The 16,919-nt window shown below is 34.7% G+C and carries 29 protein-coding genes and 1 pseudogene; 26 read left to right on the forward strand and 4 right to left on the reverse strand.

Annotated features, from left to right (window positions below):
- Window positions 1–3 precede the first annotated feature (3 nt).
- From gmhA to gmhB, 4 genes are read right to left on the reverse strand one after another with little or no spacing between them, the layout of a single operon-like run.
- Window positions 4–561, reverse strand: a complete 558-nt coding sequence (gene gmhA / locus CIGNP103_RS03925) for a D-sedoheptulose 7-phosphate isomerase (protein WP_086253553.1) — start codon at window positions 559–561, stop codon at window positions 4–6.
- Window positions 562–570: 9 nt separating this feature from the next.
- Complete coding sequence (gene rfaE1, locus CIGNP103_RS03930) at window positions 571–1,947, reverse strand: D-glycero-beta-D-manno-heptose-7-phosphate kinase (protein WP_086226592.1); 1,377 nt, start codon at window positions 1,945–1,947, stop codon at window positions 571–573.
- On the reverse strand, window positions 1,947–2,912 hold the full coding sequence (gene rfaD, locus CIGNP103_RS03935) for an ADP-glyceromanno-heptose 6-epimerase (RefSeq protein ID WP_086233548.1): 966 nt from the start codon (window positions 2,910–2,912) through the stop codon (window positions 1,947–1,949). Before rfaD ends, rfaE1 begins: the two co-directional genes overlap by 1 nt.
- Window positions 2,909–3,406 carry a D-glycero-beta-D-manno-heptose 1,7-bisphosphate 7-phosphatase gene (gene gmhB / locus CIGNP103_RS03940; RefSeq protein ID WP_086225301.1) on the reverse strand — a complete coding sequence of 166 codons (498 nt, stop codon included), beginning with the start codon at window positions 3,404–3,406 and terminating at the stop codon, window positions 2,909–2,911. Before gmhB ends, rfaD begins: the two co-directional genes overlap by 4 nt.
- A 161-nt stretch (window positions 3,407–3,567) precedes the next feature.
- Here gmhB and CIGNP103_RS03945 point away from each other — a divergent pair, with 161 nt between their 5' ends.
- The 26 genes and pseudogenes from CIGNP103_RS03945 to secY all read left to right on the forward strand — a co-directional run bounded on the left by CIGNP103_RS03945 (window position 3,568) and on the right by secY (window position 16,919).
- A complete protein-coding gene (locus CIGNP103_RS03945) occupies window positions 3,568–3,876 on the forward strand; it encodes a c-type cytochrome (RefSeq protein ID WP_086225302.1) in 309 nt (102 codons plus the stop codon).
- Between the two features lie 113 nt (window positions 3,877–3,989).
- Window positions 3,990–4,244, forward strand: coding sequence for a hypothetical protein (locus tag CIGNP103_RS03950; protein WP_141082229.1), 255 nt, complete (start codon window positions 3,990–3,992; stop codon window positions 4,242–4,244).
- Window positions 4,245–4,909: 665 nt separating this feature from the next.
- On the forward strand, window positions 4,910–5,185 hold the full coding sequence (locus tag CIGNP103_RS03955) for a hypothetical protein (protein WP_086268626.1): 276 nt from the start codon (window positions 4,910–4,912) through the stop codon (window positions 5,183–5,185).
- A 192-nt stretch (window positions 5,186–5,377) separates the two neighbouring features.
- The gene (locus CIGNP103_RS03960) at window positions 5,378–6,172 is read left to right on the forward strand and encodes a DarT ssDNA thymidine ADP-ribosyltransferase family protein (protein WP_180381796.1); all 795 of its coding nucleotides are present in this window, start codon (window positions 5,378–5,380) and stop codon (window positions 6,170–6,172) included.
- A gap of 13 nt (window positions 6,173–6,185) precedes the next feature.
- On the forward strand, window positions 6,186–6,872 hold the full coding sequence (locus CIGNP103_RS03965) for a DarT1-associated NADAR antitoxin family protein (RefSeq protein WP_086268628.1): 687 nt from the start codon (window positions 6,186–6,188) through the stop codon (window positions 6,870–6,872).
- 338 nt (window positions 6,873–7,210) lie between these two features.
- Window positions 7,211–7,522, forward strand: coding sequence for a 30S ribosomal protein S10 (rpsJ, locus tag CIGNP103_RS03970; protein WP_002847957.1), 312 nt, complete (start codon window positions 7,211–7,213; stop codon window positions 7,520–7,522).
- Window positions 7,523–7,540: 18 nt separating this feature from the next.
- A complete protein-coding gene (gene rplC / locus CIGNP103_RS03975) occupies window positions 7,541–8,119 on the forward strand; it encodes a 50S ribosomal protein L3 (protein WP_086225385.1) in 579 nt (192 codons plus the stop codon).
- A complete protein-coding gene (gene rplD, locus CIGNP103_RS03980; protein WP_063997497.1) occupies window positions 8,116–8,730 on the forward strand; it encodes a 50S ribosomal protein L4 in 615 nt (204 codons plus the stop codon). Before rplC ends, rplD begins: the two co-directional genes overlap by 4 nt.
- A gap of 2 nt (window positions 8,731–8,732) precedes the next feature.
- Entirely contained in the window at window positions 8,733–9,014 is a 282-nt protein-coding gene (locus CIGNP103_RS03985; protein ID WP_086225386.1) for a 50S ribosomal protein L23, read from the forward strand.
- 1 nt (window position 9,015) lies between these two features.
- Entirely contained in the window at window positions 9,016–9,846 is an 831-nt protein-coding gene (rplB, locus tag CIGNP103_RS03990; RefSeq protein ID WP_086226585.1) for a 50S ribosomal protein L2, read from the forward strand.
- A gap of 2 nt (window positions 9,847–9,848) precedes the next feature.
- Window positions 9,849–10,130: a 30S ribosomal protein S19 gene (gene rpsS, locus CIGNP103_RS03995; protein WP_086225388.1), complete on the forward strand. Its 282-nt coding sequence runs from the start codon at window positions 9,849–9,851 to the stop codon at window positions 10,128–10,130.
- 9 nt (window positions 10,131–10,139) lie between these two features.
- Window positions 10,140–10,472, forward strand: a pseudogene (rplV, locus tag CIGNP103_RS04000) (50S ribosomal protein L22); the annotation flags it as partial.
- 7 nt (window positions 10,473–10,479) lie between these two features.
- Window positions 10,480–11,178 (forward strand): 30S ribosomal protein S3, encoded by a 699-nt coding sequence (gene rpsC / locus CIGNP103_RS04005; RefSeq protein ID WP_086244951.1) that lies wholly within the window; start codon window positions 10,480–10,482, stop codon window positions 11,176–11,178.
- Entirely contained in the window at window positions 11,178–11,603 is a 426-nt protein-coding gene (rplP, locus tag CIGNP103_RS04010) for a 50S ribosomal protein L16 (RefSeq protein WP_086225391.1), read from the forward strand. Before rpsC ends, rplP begins: the two co-directional genes overlap by 1 nt.
- On the forward strand, window positions 11,590–11,775 hold the full coding sequence (rpmC, locus tag CIGNP103_RS04015; protein WP_086225392.1) for a 50S ribosomal protein L29: 186 nt from the start codon (window positions 11,590–11,592) through the stop codon (window positions 11,773–11,775). Before rplP ends, rpmC begins: the two co-directional genes overlap by 14 nt.
- A gap of 22 nt (window positions 11,776–11,797) precedes the next feature.
- The gene (gene rpsQ / locus CIGNP103_RS04020; RefSeq protein ID WP_439099121.1) at window positions 11,798–12,043 is read left to right on the forward strand and encodes a 30S ribosomal protein S17; all 246 of its coding nucleotides are present in this window, start codon (window positions 11,798–11,800) and stop codon (window positions 12,041–12,043) included.
- Complete coding sequence (gene rplN / locus CIGNP103_RS04025) at window positions 12,043–12,411, forward strand: 50S ribosomal protein L14 (protein ID WP_086237495.1); 369 nt, start codon at window positions 12,043–12,045, stop codon at window positions 12,409–12,411. The genes rpsQ and rplN overlap by 1 nt, the downstream gene beginning before the upstream one ends.
- Entirely contained in the window at window positions 12,411–12,644 is a 234-nt protein-coding gene (gene rplX, locus CIGNP103_RS04030; protein ID WP_086225395.1) for a 50S ribosomal protein L24, read from the forward strand. The genes rplN and rplX overlap by 1 nt, the downstream gene beginning before the upstream one ends.
- Window positions 12,645–12,646: 2 nt before the next feature.
- Window positions 12,647–13,189, forward strand: a complete 543-nt coding sequence (rplE, locus tag CIGNP103_RS04035; RefSeq protein ID WP_086225396.1) for a 50S ribosomal protein L5 — start codon at window positions 12,647–12,649, stop codon at window positions 13,187–13,189.
- A 1-nt stretch (window position 13,190) separates the two neighbouring features.
- Window positions 13,191–13,376, forward strand: a complete 186-nt coding sequence (locus tag CIGNP103_RS04040; protein ID WP_038452543.1) for a type Z 30S ribosomal protein S14 — start codon at window positions 13,191–13,193, stop codon at window positions 13,374–13,376.
- Window positions 13,377–13,386: 10 nt separating this feature from the next.
- Window positions 13,387–13,782, forward strand: a complete 396-nt coding sequence (gene rpsH / locus CIGNP103_RS04045; RefSeq protein ID WP_086225397.1) for a 30S ribosomal protein S8 — start codon at window positions 13,387–13,389, stop codon at window positions 13,780–13,782.
- Between the two features lie 103 nt (window positions 13,783–13,885).
- Window positions 13,886–14,422 (forward strand): 50S ribosomal protein L6, encoded by a 537-nt coding sequence (rplF, locus tag CIGNP103_RS04050; protein WP_086226581.1) that lies wholly within the window; start codon window positions 13,886–13,888, stop codon window positions 14,420–14,422.
- A 9-nt stretch (window positions 14,423–14,431) separates the two neighbouring features.
- Entirely contained in the window at window positions 14,432–14,788 is a 357-nt protein-coding gene (gene rplR, locus CIGNP103_RS04055; RefSeq protein ID WP_086234754.1) for a 50S ribosomal protein L18, read from the forward strand.
- Window positions 14,789–14,802: 14 nt separating this feature from the next.
- Complete coding sequence (rpsE, locus tag CIGNP103_RS04060) at window positions 14,803–15,246, forward strand: 30S ribosomal protein S5 (RefSeq protein WP_086225400.1); 444 nt, start codon at window positions 14,803–14,805, stop codon at window positions 15,244–15,246.
- Between the two features lie 9 nt (window positions 15,247–15,255).
- Window positions 15,256–15,657: a 50S ribosomal protein L15 gene (rplO, locus tag CIGNP103_RS04065; protein ID WP_086225401.1), complete on the forward strand. Its 402-nt coding sequence runs from the start codon at window positions 15,256–15,258 to the stop codon at window positions 15,655–15,657.
- Window positions 15,657–16,919 carry a preprotein translocase subunit SecY gene (gene secY / locus CIGNP103_RS04070; protein ID WP_086232673.1) on the forward strand — a complete coding sequence of 421 codons (1,263 nt, stop codon included), beginning with the start codon at window positions 15,657–15,659 and terminating at the stop codon, window positions 16,917–16,919. Before rplO ends, secY begins: the two co-directional genes overlap by 1 nt.

The following is a 16,919-nucleotide window of genomic DNA, read 5'->3' on the forward strand; positions in this document are numbered from 1 at the left end:
AACTCAAAACGCTCCATCTACTGCAGCGCAAATAGTGTGAATTATTAAGATATGCATCTCTTGAATTCTAGCTGTATCATTAGAAGGCGCAATTACATTTATATCGCATAACTCATTCATTGCTCCACCATCTCTGCCGCTTAATCCGATGGTTTTAATGCCCTTTTGTTTTGCAATCTCAAATGCTTTTAATACATTTTTGCTATTACCGCTTGTACTTATACCTATTAGTAAATCTCCGCTATTTCCTACGCCACTAAGCTGTCTTGCAAAAACTTCATCATATCCATAGTCATTACCAATTGCAGTAAGCGCTGAAGTATCAGTAGTTAATGCAATTGCTGGAAGAGAGATTCTCTCACTCTTATATCTACCAGTTAGTTCTGCTGCAAAGTGTTGCGCATCAGCTGCACTTCCTCCATTACCACAAATTAAAATTTTATTACCATTTTTTAGCGTTTTTACTACTATGTTTGCTACACTCATCACCGCTTCATCTATGGACAAAACTCTATTTGCCACCTCTAAATGTGCTTTTAATTCATCTGTAAATATACTCATTTTAGCCTCTTATTTTTTGATTTTTTCTATTATTTTTGTGGTGCTTTTGCCCTCAATAAACTCTATTAACTCAACTCTTTTAGCAAATTCACTACCTACTATCTCTTTGTCTTTATAGTCTGCACCTTTTACTAATATATCAGGTTTAATTGCTTTGATTAACTCATGTGGAGTTAGCTCATCAAATATCACGACAAAATCGACAAACTCCATCGCACACAACATCGCAGCCCTATCATATTGCACATTTACTGGCCTATCTTTGCCTTTCAACTCTCTTACTGAATTATCTGAATTTAACCCTACTACTAATATATCGCCAAGCATTTTAGCCTTTTGTAAGTAGCTGATATGACCAATATGCATAATATCAAAGCAGCCATTAGTAAATACTAAAGTTTTACCACTTCTATCAACCTTTAAAAGCTCATCAAGTTTGACAATTTTACGCTCAAAACCAATTTTTTTACTCTTTAGATTCTCTATTTCGCCCCAGCTTGCATCTGCACTTCCTACCTTACCTACAACTACTGCTGCGGCCAAATTTGCATTATCTATCGCCTCTTCTATGCTCATCTTGCTAGCTAAGCAATAACCCAAAGTAGCTAGTACGCTATCACCAGCACCGGTTACATCAAAAACCTCTTTAGCAAGAGCTGGAAATTTCTTAACCTCATCGCTTAAAAGCCCAATCCCATCTTCGCTAAGAGTGATTAAAGAGTACTCTAATTCATAGTTTAATTTCATACTTTTTAAAGCCAATTCCAAGCTTTCATCGCTATCTATAGAAAATCCTAACGCCTCGCTTGCTTCTTTTTTATTTGGGGTTAAAAGTGTCGCACCTTTATATTTACTATAATCCTTACCCTTTGGATCTACTAATACCATCTTATGATTATTTTTAGCAATTGATATTATCTGCTTGGTTAAGTAATTACTCAATACACCCTTACCATAATCACTTAGCAAAACAATATCATAACTAGCTAAAATATCTGCAAATTTACTGACAATCTCGTCAGCACAATTTATATCACTTATACTCTCAGTATCTAGCCTAATTACTTGCTGATGTGATACCATTATACGACTTTTTTGGCTAGATTTTCTTCCACTTTGAGATAAAACTAACTCAGCCTTAGCTCCACGAGCATCTAAAAGCTCTAAAATTTCTTTACCTAAATCATCATCGCCAACTACACTTACTACGCCTACTTCTGCACCAAGAGCGATCAAATTTGATACTACATTGCCACAGCCGCCAAGCCTTTTAGTTTCATTTTTGATATTTACTACTTGCACTGGGGCTTCTGGGCTTATGCGATCACAACTACCCCAGATATAGTGATCAATCATTAAATCCCCAACTACTAAAACCTTAGCCATTATTTAAACTCACTATTATAAATTCTTTTTATTGCTGGTAGATAGTCTTTTATAGCATCTTCTAAGCTCCATCTAGGCTCATATTTTAATCCAGTTCTTGTAGGTTCAATATCAGCTTGTGTAAAGAATTGATACTGTGATGCAAATGGATTAGCAATATACTCATTACCTAAATTTACGCCAATCTCACGCTGTAAAATATCAGCAATATCTTGAAAACTTCTAGCATTGCCCGTGCCGACATTATAGACTCCACTATCTCCATTTATAGCTAGTTCATTGGCTAAGATTATATCTTGTATATATATAAAATCTCTTTTTATCTTATCGCTACCTTCAAAAAGCCTTGGTGCTTTTCCACTTAAAATTTGAAGCCCAAACTGCAATACCATAGAGGCAGTTTTATTTTTATAAAACTCTCCATCTCCATATACATTAAAATATCTAAGCCCTACAATATGAAGTCCAGTTTTAGCATTAAATTCACGCCCCATTTCATCCATCATAAGCTTTGAAAATCCATATACATTGCCAGGATTTTCGCCTTTGCCTACACTTTGTGGGCTTGGTGCATCTCCATATGTAGCACCGCTACTAGCATATATTAGCTTTGAGCCATTTTCATAAGCAATATCAATAATATCTTTAAATGAATTTAAATTCACCCTCATTATCTCATCTTGTTCAGCCACAGTTGTATCAGATATAGCAGCCTCATGATATATCACATCGGGCTTAAACTCTCTCATCTTTTTAATAGTATCTCTATCGCATATATCTCCGCAATGAATTTGGCCTTTAAATCCGATCAAATTTTTATAATGACCAAAACTTTTTAAATTTCCATTACTAAAAGTTTCATTAGAGCGAAATTTATCCACTACTAAAACCTCATGTTTATCCATAAAATATTTAGCCAAATTTGATCCTATAAATCCAGCTCCACCAGTTATTAATATCTTCATTTTTGTCCTTTTATATGCTCTAAAACTTCTAATACGCTTTTAAATTCATCGCCGATTAAATAGCCTCTTTCTACTCCAGCTCTTCGTGCTGATTCTAAATCGCTTGGCTTATCTCCTATCATTAATGAATCTTTTAAACTAATATTAAATTCATCTAAAGCCTGCAATATCATTCCAGGTTTAGGCTTTCTGCAATTACAATCATCGCTTGGAGTGTGAGGGCAATGGTATATTTTTTTAATCTCAATACCATAAGATTTAAACTCATCAATCATATACTTGCTAAGCTTTGCAAAATCATCTTCACTATAATATCCCCTACCAATTCCAGATTGATTTGTAACTACAAAAATCTCATATCCAAGCATCATAAATCCAGCCAAAGCCTCAAAAATTCCAGGCATAAACTCAAAATCTTCTATACGATAAACATAACCAGGATCTTTATTTATCACCCCGTCACGATCTAAAAATAGTGCTTTAATCTTTTCCATAGGTTGATTTTATCTATTTTTAGTTTAAATTCACTTAATATAGATGAATTTATCCAATAATCGCTAACTAAAAATTAAAAATTTAATTCTAGTATTTAATCTAAAATTCAGAATATTGCCACTATAATACTCTTTTAAAATCTCTCAAAAAAGGATATAAAATGAAAAAAATAGTTCTATTAGTTGCATTAACCTGTGTTGGCGCATTCGCTGCTGATGGTGCTGACATTTACAAAAAATGTGCAGTTTGTCATGGTGCTAAAGCTGAGAAAAAATATCTAAATAAAGTTCCAGCTCTAGTTGATGCAGATCCAGCTCAAAGATTGGCTGATATGAAAGCTTATAAAGCTGGTGCCCTAAATGATGGTAAAGGCAAAATTGGCATGGGTGCTATCATGAAAGGTCAAATGGCTACTTTAAGCGATGCTGATATGGCAGCAGTTAATGACTATATCTCTACACTTAAATAATTCTATCTAGCTAGCATTTGCTAGCTAGGCTTTTAATTTATTTTTATATATTCATTTAAATCAATCACAGTAGATATTTTCACTCTCTAGCTCTTTAGGTCAAGCCATATCTAATGGTAATGATGCAAGCTGAGATGATGAATGGCGTATCAGATAAAACTGGTGTAAGAGTTGAAGTTAATAATACTCAAATATTTAACGATGTGGTTAGCGCTGGTAGTATTAAAAATCTAATGATAAATGGCGTAACTATTGGTAATATTACCGTAAAAGCTAATGATTCTGGCAAGTGGGACGAAGTAATAGCCTATACTGCAAAAGATAACCTAGAAAAAGATCTAAAACCTATGCTAGATAGAGCTAAGTAGATATCAAGAGAGCTGTTCAATCTACCATCATTTGTACAAAGAGAGTCAATATAATCCAAATCAGTGGCCATCGCTATTTAAATCAATGCTATCTCGTACTCCAATTGATAAAAAAGATGAGTGGCTAATAATTCAATATCTACAAAAAGCTTCAAAAGGAGATATCAAATGAAAACCAATAGAAGAGAATTTTTAAAACTAGGCGCAGCTTTAAGTCTTGCTCCAATGCTTCCTAGTAATCTATAGTAAAAGAATGGATTGCTCCAAGACCAAATACAGATACAGCTATGATGCTTGGTATGCACATCACCTATATACTACAGGTAAAAAGGTGCAAAAAAATAGCTAATAATCTTAATCTCTCTCTTGGAAAGAGGGAGATTAAATTTATGCTAAATTTGAAAAATTTAAATGGTGGCATGCGATGAATATTGGTAGATTTGATTAAGATAATTATGCCGATTTTGAGCTGCTTAGCAGTGAGGATTTAGCTCTATTTCGTCAGGCTAAATATTATAAATCTGAGTTAATTTACACACAAAATATTAAATTTATAATCCTAAAAAGCGGCCAAGCAAAGCTAAGCTATATAAATGGCGCAAATGAATTTATCATAAATTTTTATCAATAAAGGATCAATTGTCTTAATCGATAGCGATAGTGTTTTGGAGTTTTTAAGCGATTCTGAGGCAATGGAGTTAAACCTATGTGATGTAAAAGGGCTTTTTGAAAATGAGAAATTTAGTATGGCAATGATAAATTCTCTCATTCACACTACGATAATGACACGCCAGATTGTAGCTGATATAGTATTTGGTAGTTTAGAAAGCAGGATTGTAAGCTTTTTGCATAACTTAGCAGATGAACAGCATATGATGGTGCGAGATAAAAAGCTCGTTGAGATTCCATTTTCTATTGCAACCTTATCACAAATCTCTTAGGTGCCCAACGCCAAAGTGTCTCAACCATATTTAATAAGCTTATTAAAAGTGACAAACTTATAAAATATGGTAAGAGTAGCTATATAATCTCTTAAATTTGAAATATAAAAAGAATTTAATTACAAAAAACTAAGTATTAAAACTAAATATTGTATAATTTCAGGTATTAAATAATTGTCATAGGGAGTGTATGTGGAAATTTTTGTATATTTACTTATAATAATAGGTATAATAATATATTTATTAGATATAATAATACATTTATTCGGATCATCTAGTTCGTATTCCAAGAATAAAAAGCAAAATAATTTGCAAGATTTAAAACCAAGTCAGTCAGAGAATAAGTCTAAAAAAGAGAGCATTATTAAAACTTTTGTTAAAGTTGATCCTAAAGAGGAAGAGGTTTTTTTAAGGAAAATAAGAAAGCATTCAATATATTCAAATAATCCTATTGTAAATATTCTAAAATCCAAAGGCATTACAAAGTTATATCACGTTACTTCTCTAAAAAACTGGAAAAGCATACAGAATAGGGGGGGGTTATACAGTTTATACTATGTAAAACAAAATAATTATAATGTAGATTTTATGTCTAGTAGTTTATCGCATCAGCTTGATGTAAGAAAAAATACTCAAGATTTTATAAAGCTTTCTTTTAAAAAAATCACCCCAATGACCTTTGGTAGCTTAAAAAGTGGTAAAAGAATTATATTATTATCAATAGATGTAAAGCAACTTTTGGAAAATATAGATAATAATACTATATATTTTACTCATATGAATTCGACTGGAAATGATGCAAAAATTTATAATATTACTAATAAAGAAGAGATATTAAATTTAGATTTTAATATTTTAACTAGCAATAGAGGCTATAAAAAAGGAACAAAAGAGCATTCAGTTTCACAGGCTGAAGTAATGGTAAAAAGGCATATACCAATTGAGTATATAACATATGAAAAAGAATTAACAGAAAGTGATTTATAATAAGGAGAAAAATATGGCGACAGCGACTAGACCTTGCTTTTACGTAACTAAAAATTTAAATTCAATAGTTGGAAGCGATAATATTTCATTTACTTATTTTAGCGGTTTTGCAAAGGAGCAAAAGCTTAAAAGCATTAATAGTATGCATAATACAATATTGGAAAAATACGGTAATGTAAAAATTTTGGAGATTAGTAAAGCAAGTCCAAATTATTTGGGACAAAAGCTTAGCGCATTTAATTTGCAACTTGTACTAAATAACGGAATGCATAATGTTAAAACTACGGTTGAAAGATTTTTTCAAGGTTCTAAATATTTTGAAAAAGGTGGTCCATTTGAGGAAATAATTTTTGAAGATGAGATACATCCTAAGAAATATGGCAAATTAAAAGATAGTGGTTATTTTAAAGGATTTAGATTGTTTGATAAAGAGTATAGCATAAATCCTACTACATATTTTTATGATTGGCTATATATTACTGCATTAATACAAAATAAGGCGCTATCAGATGAGCTTGATGGCTATGATTATTTTACTGATATTGAATTTAATCCAAGTAAATCATTCTCTTGTCAAGCTAAAAGCGTAGCTCTTTTTAAAGGCATAAAGCAACTTGGTATTTTAGACGATGTATTAAAAGATAGTGATACTTTTTTAGAATTCTACAATAAACAAGCCAAACCAGGTTGCTTATTTTAGAAATACAACCCACTATTATTTTTTATAATTATGGTTGGTATTTTATTAATATTTTAATAATTTAAAAATCTAATTTTAAAAACTAAAAGGATAATTATTAAATTCATATCTTACCATTAATTATTAAAATATTCCTTATAAAAAGGAAAAAAATATGATAAATTTTAACAAAATAGCCTTAAAATTTGATTTTAAAACTTTATTTAGGTATAATTCGCGTCTTTTGATGAGGAGCGTAAGCTTTGCTTGCATGCTTGAGAGATTAATAATAAGCCTCTGCAAGAGCATTATATCAAAAGGTCGCAAGTTGGCGATAAGTTATTTTTAAAGGAAAAAATATGGAAAGAATTAGGCTTAAGCTAAAAGCTTATGACCACAGAGTTCTAGACCGCACAGTTGCAGCCATCGTAGAAGCTGTCAAACGCACTGGTGCCGATGTTCGTGGGCCAGTACCTATGCCTACAAAGATTAAACGCTACACAGTGTTAAAATCTCCACATGTAAATAAAGATTCTCGTGAGCAATTTGAGATGAGAATTCACGCTCGTATGCTAGATATCGTAGCAGCTACGCCTGATACAGTTGATAGCCTAACAAAGCTTGACTTAGCTCCAGAAGTTAATGTCGAAGTTCGCGCTATGGGCAAGTAAGCATAAAAGGAAGAGATGATGGAATATATCGTAGAAAAAATAGGTATGAGCAGAACTATCTCAAACCCAAGCACTCCTGTTACATTGCTTAGACTTTTACCAGCTAAAGTATGCGAAGTAGGCGAAAATAGCAGAGCTATCGTAGCTTATGCACACACAAAAGCAAATAACAAAGCCATAAAAGGTCAGCAAAAAAAATATGGTTTAAGTAGTGAATTTAACCAATTTGCGACTCTAAGCGTAGCAAATAGCGAAGCTGGGGATTTAGATACTACTCCACTAAATGAAGCAAAAGTTTTAAAAGTTAGCTTTAATACAAAAGGTAGAGGCTTCCAAGGTGTTATAAAAAGACATGGATTTTCAGGTGGTCCTGCGAGTCATGGTTCGAGATTTCACCGCAGACCAGGTTCTATAGGTAACTGCGAATGGCCAGGCCGTGTCCAACCAGGTAGAAAGATGGCCGGACACTATGGTAATGAAAAAACTACCGTTAAAAACGAAGTTGTAAGCTTTGATAGTGCTAATGGAATTTTAGTATTAAAAGGCTCAGTTCCGGGATTTAATGGTGCGATGGGTAGAGTAAGGATAGTTAAATGAGTAAAATAGCAGTTTTAAATGATAAATTTGAAAAAACAAGTGAATTAGAGCTTCCAGCTAGTTACGCTGAAGTGAATTCGCACAATTTATATCTCTATGTCAAAAGCTACCTTGCTAGTATGAGAGCAAACTCAGCCCACACAAAAGGTCGCTCAGATGTAAGTGGTGGCGGTAAAAAACCTTGGCGTCAAAAAGGCCGTGGTGGCGCAAGAGCTGGTTCAACTAGAACAAATGTTTGGGTTGGCGGTGCTGTGGCATTTGGTCCTAAAAATAATAGAAATTATAATCAAAAAGTTAATAAAAAACAAAAAAGATTAGCGCTTGAATTTGCTCTAAACGAAAAAGTAGCAAATGGCAAATTTTACGCAGTAGATAGCATCGCTATCGAAAGTGGCAAAACAAAAGACGCAGCAGCTATCATCAAAAAACTAGGCGTTAGAGATGCGTTAATCATCAAAAATGAGCTTGATGCTAAGACTCTTTTAGCATTTAGAAACCTAGCAAATTGCTATGTAATTGATGCTAGTGAAGTAAATGCATATTTAGTCTCAGTCTATAGTGCGGTTATAGCAGAGAAATCAGCACTACAATCAATAGTAAAAGAGGGCTAAAAATGGCAGATATAACAGATATCAAAACTATAGTATATACAGAAAAAACTCTTGGCCTTCAAGAACAAGGTGTAGTAGTAATCCAAACTTCACCAAAAATGACTAAAAATGGCCTAAAAGAGGTATTAAGAGAGTATTTTGGTGTAACGCCACTTAGAGTAAATTCACTTAGAATAGACGGCAAAGTTAAGCGTTTTAGAGGTAGAGTTGGCGTAAGAAACGACTATAAAAAATTCTATGTCAAATTACCAGATGGCGTAAGCCTAGCAAGTCAGGAGGCATAAGATGGCAATAAGAAGTTTTAAACCTTATACCCCAAGTAGAAGATTTATGACAAGTCTTAGCAGCGAAGATATCACAGCTAAAGCTAGTGTAAGAAGCTTACTTGTTAAAATTCCTGCCGCAGCTGGTAGAAATAACAATGGTAGAATCACAAGTCGCCATAAAGAAGCAGGTGCTAAAAAATTATATCGTATAATTGACTTTAAGCGTCGTAAATTTGGAATTCCAGGCAAGGTTGAAGCTATTGAGTATGATCCAAATAGAAATTGCCGTATCGCTCTAATCTCATATGTAGATGGCGAAAAAAGATATATTATCCGCCCTAGTGGCTTAAATGTAGGTGATGTTATCAGTGCAGCCGAAGCCGGTCTTGATATAAAACCAGGCAACGCTATGAAGTTAAAAAGCATTCCAGTTGGTACAATCGTCCATAATATCGAGCTAAAACCAGGCAAAGGTGCCCAAATGGCAAGAAGTGCGGGTGGATATGCTCAACTTATGGGTAAAGAAGAAAAATATGTAATCCTAAGATTACCAAGCGGTGAGATGAGACAAGTATTAGCTGAATGTATGGCTACAGTTGGCGTAGTTGGTAATGAAGATTGGGCAAATGTAACTATCGGTAAAGCAGGTCGCAATCGCTATAGAGGTATCCGCCCACAAACTAGAGGTAGTGCGATGAACCCAGTAGATCACCCACACGGCGGTGGTGAAGGTAAGAAAAATTCAGGTCGCCACCCAGTTACTCCATGGGGCAAACCAACTAAAGGTGCTAAAACTCGCCGTAAAAAAGCTAGTGATAGACTTATAATTTCTAGAAGAAAGGGTAAATAACGATGGCTAGATCGCTAAAAAAAGGTCCTTTTGTAGATGACCATGTAATGAAAAAAGTCATCGCTGCAAAAGCCGCTAATGATAATAAACCAATCAAAACTTGGTCAAGAAGAAGCACAATTACACCTGAAATGATAGGTTTGACATTTAATGTGCATAATGGCAAAAGCTTTATCCCTGTATATATAACAGAAAATCATATAGGTTACAAGCTAGGCGAATTCGCTCCAACAAGAACATTTAAGGGTCACAAAGGCTCTGTTCAGAAAAAAATAGGTAAATAAGGGGAAGTTATGAGTAGAGCGATTATTAAATTCATCAGACTATCTCCAACAAAAGCTAGATTAATAGCTGATGAAGTTCAAGGCATGAATGCTGAATTAGCATTAGCTAGCCTTAGCTTTATGCCAAATCGTGGCGCAAAATATATCGCAAATGCTATCAGCTCAGCTGTAGCTAATGGCGGATTTGAGCCTGAAGAGGTAGTTGTGAAAAGTTGTAGAGTAGATGCAGGTCCTGTCTTAAAAAGATTCCGCCCAAGAGCAAGAGGAAGCGCAAGTAGAATTCGCAAACCTACTAGCCATATATTAGTAGAAGTAGCTAGACCAGCAAAAACAGAGAAGGAAGCATAAAATGGGACAAAAAGTTAATCCAATAGGTCTTAGACTAGGTATAAACAGAAACTGGGAGTCTAGATGGTTTCCATCAAAAGCAACTCTTCCAGAAAACATAGGCGAAGACTATAAAATAAGAAAATTCCTAAAAGCTAAGCTATATTACGCTGGTGTTAGCCAAATTTTAGTTGAAAGAACAGCTAAAAAACTAAGAGTTACAGTAGTTGCGGCTCGTCCTGGTATCATCATCGGCAAAAAAGGTGGCGAAGTAGAAAATTTAAGACTAGAAGTTGCTAAATTAGTTAATAAAGATGTAGCTATCAATATCAAAGAAGAGCGTAAAGCAGGAAGCTCAGCTCAATTAGCAGCTGAAAATGTAGCAATGCAACTTGAGCGTCGTGTAGCATTCCGCCGTGCTATGAAAAAGGTAATCCAAGGTGCTCAAAAAGCTGGTGCCAAAGGTATTAAAGTAAGCGTAGCAGGTCGCTTAGGCGGTGCTGAAATGGCTAGAACAGAGTGGTATCTTGAAGGTCGTGTGCCTTTGCATACTTTAAGAGCTAGAATAGATTATGGTTTTGCTGAAGCTCACACAACTTATGGCAATATAGGTGTCAAAGTATGGATATTTAAAGGCGAAGTACTTCAAAAAGGTATCCAAGCTGATAAGAGTGAAGAGACAACTTCTAAAAAAGCAAAACGCGCTAGAAGGGGTAAATAATGTTATTACCAAAAAGAACGAAATATCGTAAAATGATGAAAGGCCGCAATCGTGGCTACGCAACTCGTGGTACAGCTCTAGCACTTGGCGAATTTGGATTAAAAGCTGTAGAAGCTGGTAGAATCAACTCTCGTCAAATAGAATCTGCTCGTCAAGCATATACTCGTCATGTTAAAAGACAGGCTAAAACTTGGATTAGAGTATTTCCAGATAAACCAATAACCAAAAAACCATTAGAAACTCGTATGGGTAAAGGTAAAGGTGGTGTTGAAGAGTGGGTTATGAATATTAAACCAGGTAGAATAATATTTGAAATGGCTGGAGTATCTGAAGAGCTTGCTAGAGAGGCTCTGACATTAGCTATGCACAAACTACCATTTAAAACTAAGTTTGTAACAAGAGAGAGCGAAAATGAAATATACTGATATAAGTGGAAAAAATTTAAGCGAACTTAACGCTTTGTTAAAAGAGAAAAAGGTGCTTTTATTTACACTTAGACAAAAGCTAAAAACTATGCAGCTAACTAACCCAAATGAGATCCGTGAAGCTAAAAAAGATATCGCTAGGATCAATACTGCAATTAGTGCTGCGAAGTAAGGGGTAAATGATGGCAGTAGAAATGAAAAGAGAAATTCAAGGTGTCGTAGTAACGATAGCTGGGAATAAAACTGCAACTATATTAGTTGAAAGAAGAGTTATGCACCCAAGATATCATAAATTCGTAAAACGCTTTAAAAAGTATCTAGTTCATGATGAAAAAAATGAGCTAAAAGTGGGAGATACTATATCAGCTGTTGAGTGCAGACCGCTAAGTGCTAGAAAAAAATTCCGCTTACAATCAGTTTTGAAAACAGGAGTTGAATAATGATACAAAGTTTTACAAGACTAGCAGTAGCAGATAATAGTGGCGCAAAAGAGTTAATGTGTATAAAAGTTTTAGGTGGTAGCAAAAGACGATATGCAAGCCTAGGTGATGTTATCGTTTGCTCAGTTAAGAAAGCTCTACCAAATGGCAAAATTAAAAAAGGTCAAGTGGTAAAAGCAGTAGTAGTAAGGACTAAAAAAGAGGTTCAAAGAGGTAATGGATCTTTAATTAGATTTGATGAAAATGCTGCTGTTATACTTGATAACAAAAGAGAGCCAGTAGGTACTCGTATATTTGGCCCAGTGGGTAGAGAAGTAAGATATGCGAATTTTATGAAAATCGTATCTCTTGCACCGGAGGTTCTATAATGGCAGTAAAATATAAAATCAAAAAAGGCGATGAAGTAAAAGTAATCGCAGGTGATGATAAAGGCAAAGTTGCTAAAGTTTTAGCAGTACTTCCTAAAAAAGGTCAAGTGATAGTAGAGGGTGTAAAAGTTGCTAAAAAAGCTGTAAAACCAAGCGAGAAAAATCCAAATGGTGGCTTTATAAGCAAAGAGATGCCTATTGATATTTCAAATGTAAGCAAAGTTGAGGGCTAAGTATGAGATTAAAAACTAAATACGCAGAGAGTATTAAACCGGCTTTGGTTAAAGAATTTGATATCAAAAATCCTATGCTTATTCCAGCGATTGAGAAAATTGTGATTAGCGTCGGAGCTGGCGAGGGTGCTAAGGATCAAAAATTGCTTCAAAATATGGCTGATACAATATCTTTAATAGCCGGTCAAAAAGCAGTTGTTACAAATGCTAAAAAATCAGTTGCTGGCTTTAAAGTAAGAGAAGGCTTCCCAGTGGGTATAAAAGTAACTCTAAGAAAAGAGCAAATGTATGCATTCTTAGATAAGCTAATTAGCATCGCACTTCCTAGGGTAAAAGACTTCCGTGGTTTGCCTAGAGATGGATTTGATGGTCGTGGTAATTATAACTTTGGTTTAAATGAGCAACTAATGTTTCCAGAAGTTGTATTTGATCAAATTCTAAGAACACATGGTATGAATATAACTATAGTTACAACAACTAACGATGACAAACAAGCGTTCAAGCTACTTGAACTCTTTGGCATTCCATTTGCAAAAGGAAAGTAATATGGCAAAAAAATCAATGATAGCAAAAGCAGCACGCAAACCTAAATTTAGCGTGCGTGGATACACTAGATGTCAAATTTGTGGTCGCCCACACTCTGTTTATAAAGATTTTGGAATTTGCCGTGTGTGCCTAAGAAAAATGGCTAACGAAGGACTAATACCAGGTCTTAAAAAAGCAAGTTGGTAAGGGAAGCAAGATGATAAATGATTTAATTTCAGATGGATTAACACGCATTAGAAATGCGGCTATGAGAAGATTAGAGACTACTCAACTTCTACACTCAAATGTTGTTGAGGCGACTTTAAAAATTCTAGCACAAAAAGGTTATATTGAAAGCTACAATGTTATTGAAGAGAATAATAAAAAATTCATTAATGTAGTTTTAAAATATGACGAGCGTGGTAGAAGTGTTATCAATGAGCTAAAAAGAGTTTCAAAACCAGGCCGTAGAGTTTATCAAGGCAAAGACGAGATTAAAAGATTTAAAAATGGTTATGGGACAATTATCGTTAGCACAAGTAAAGGTGTTTTAAGCAATGATGAAGCACACAAAGCTGGTGTTGGCGGTGAGGTGCTTTGTACAGTTTGGTAAGAGTGGAATTAGCCTTTTTAAATTTCAAAGGCTAATCTTTTTATGGTATTGGGTATCCATTCGCATAGCGTAGAAATACCCTAGACAAGTAAAAAGGAAAAATATGTCAAGAATTGGAAAACAGCCAATATCTATCCCAAGCGGTTTAGATGTTAGTTTAAATGGTGCAGTTTTAGTGTTTAAAAAGGGCAACGCTACTAAAGAACTAGACACTAAAGGCAATGTAAATGTAGAAGTTAAAGATGGTCTTATCACTTTTGCTAGCAAGGGCGATGATAGACAAAGCAGAGCCTACTGGGGTACATATCGTGCTTTGGCTAATAATATAGTAATTGGCTTAACTGCTGGATTTACTAGACAGTTAGAGATCAATGGTGTTGGTTATAAAGCTGCAGCAAAAGGCAAAGTATTAGAGCTAGCATTAGGCTTTTCTCACCCTATTAATTATGAGCTTCCTGAAGGTGTAGAAGTAAGTGTTGAGAAAAACATTATCACTATTAAGGGTAGTGATAAACAAGTAGTAGGCCAAGTAGCAGCTGAAGTAAGAGGCTTTAGACCACCAGAACCTTACAAAGGTAAAGGTGTCAAATATGTTGAAGAGCGCATAATCCGCAAAGCCGGTAAAACATCTAAGAAATAAGGGTAAGCAATGGTAGCAAATGTATTAAAAAGAAAATTATCTCTAAGAATTAAGAGAAAAAGAAGAATAAGAGCTAAAATTAGCGGTACTGCGTCTTGCCCTAGAATTTCTATATTCAAATCTAATAGAACTCTATATGTCCAAGCGATAGAAGATATCAACGCTACTACGCTTTGTGCTAGTGATGGCAGAAAACTAGGCATAAAAGCAAATAAAGCCGGTGCGGCAGTGCTAGCTAAAGATATTGCTTCAAAACTAGAAAAAGCCGGAATTAAAGAAGCGGTATTTGATAGAAATGGCTATCTTTATCATGGTGTAGTTGCAGCATTTGCTGAAGCTCTAAGAGAAAATGGCATTAAGCTATAACGCAAGGATTGTTGATGGAAAAGTATAATAGAGAAGAATTTGAAGAAGTAATCGTCGATATCGGTCGTGTTACTAAGGTTGTAAAAGGCGGTAGAAGATTTAGATTTACAGCTCTTGTTGTTGTAGGTGATAAAAAAGGTCGTGTTGGATTTGGATTTGGTAAAGCCAAAGAGGTGCCAGATGCGATGAGAAAAGCTACTGATGATGCGTTTAAAAACATTGTAGAAGTCAAATTAAAAGGCAATACAATTCCTCACGATATCGAAGTTAAATACAACGCAAGTAGAATTCTACTAAAACCAGCTAGCGAAGGTACCGGAGTTATCGCTGGTGGTGGTGCTCGTCCAGTTGTAGAGTTGGCAGGTATCAAAAATATACTTACTAAATCTCTTGGTTCAAACAACTCTGCAAATGTCGTTCGTGCTACAATTAAAGCATTAAGTATGCTAAAAGGTTAAGGAGAGAGCATGGGACTAGAAAATTTACAAAAAGCTGCTGGCTCAACTCGCAACACTAAAAGAATCGGTCGTGGTCAAGGTAGTGGCTGGGGTAAAACAGCTACAAAAGGTGGCAAAGGTCAAACAGCTAGAAAAGGTTATAACGAAAAAAGAGGCTTTGAAGGTGGCCAACAACCACTTCAAAGAAGACTACCAAAAGTAGGCTTTACTTCTAAATTTGAAAAACCATATGCGATTAGCGTTGATAAAAATCCTGCTATTAAAGAGTTAAGCGAAATTACGCTCGATACTCTTAAAACAGTACATAAATTCTCAAACAGCATTAAAAAAGTTAAGCTCATTGGTGCTGGTGCTAAAGATTTAGCAAGTAAAATAAAAGATGAGAATATAAAGGCAACTGGAATTAACTAATGAACAGAGCATTAATCAACAAGATATTAATTACGCTTGGATTTTTGTTTGCTTACAGGGTGCTGGCTTATGTGCCAGTACCTGGTGTAAATATTGATGTTATTAGGGAATTTTTTACTTCAAATAGCTCAAATGCACTTGGTATGTTTAATATGTTTAGCGGCGGCGCTGCTGAGCGTCTAAGCATTATTTCGCTAGGCATTATGCCTTATATTACAGCTTCAATTATTATGGAGCTTTTAGCTGCTACATTTCCAAATTTAGGCAAGATGAAAAAAGAGCGTGATGGTATGCAAAAATATATGCAGATTATCCGCTATGCTACTATAGTAATTACCGTGATACAAGCAATTGGGGTAAGTATCGGATTACAAAGTCTAACTGGTAAAGATGGATCTAGTGCGATAATGATAGATATGAATTTATTTATCGGAATTAGCTGCGTATCTATGCTAACTGGCACGATGTTGCTTATGTGGATAGGTGAGCAGATCACTCAAAGAGGTATTGGTAATGGTATCAGTCTTATAATCTTTGCTGGTATCGTAAGTGGTATTCCAAGTGCTATTGGCGGGACAATTGATCTAGTCAACACCGGCGAGTTAAATTTCTTAGTAGTTATAGCAATTGCTTTGATTATCTTAGCTACTGTTGGTGTGGTAATATATGTAGAGATGGGCGAAAGAAGGGTGCCGATTTCATATTCTCGTAAAACTGTTATGCAAAATCAAAATAAGAGAATAATGAATTACATCCCTATTAAAGTAAATTTAAGTGGCGTTATTCCACCGATTTTTGCTAGTGCTATTTTGATGTTCCCAGGGACAATTTTACAAGCAAGTACAAATGAGTTTATATTAGCTATCAATGATTTTTTAAATCCAAATAGCTATTTTTTCAATATTTTAACATTTTTGTTTATTCTATTTTTTGCATATTTTTATGCTTCAATCACATTTAACGCAAAAGACATAAGCGAAAATTTAAAAAGACAAGGTGGATTTATTCCCGGTGTTAGACCTGGTGAAAGCACCGCTAACTTCTTAAATGAAGTAGCTAGCAGACTTACCTTAACTGGTTCTATATATCTTGGTCTTATCTCTACTTTGCCTTGGGTTTTGGTTAAATTTATGGGAGTTCCTTTCTATTTTGGTGGTACATCTGTATTGATTGTAGTTCAAGTAGCGCTTGATACTATGAGAAAGATAGAGGCTCAAGTTTATATGAGTAAATATCAAACTCTAAGTGCGGTTGGGTTATAA

Origin of the sequence: Campylobacter sp. P0103, from assembly GCF_002139545.1 — a bacterium.
Taxonomy (GTDB): Bacteria; Campylobacterota; Campylobacteria; order Campylobacterales; family Campylobacteraceae; genus Campylobacter; species Campylobacter devanensis.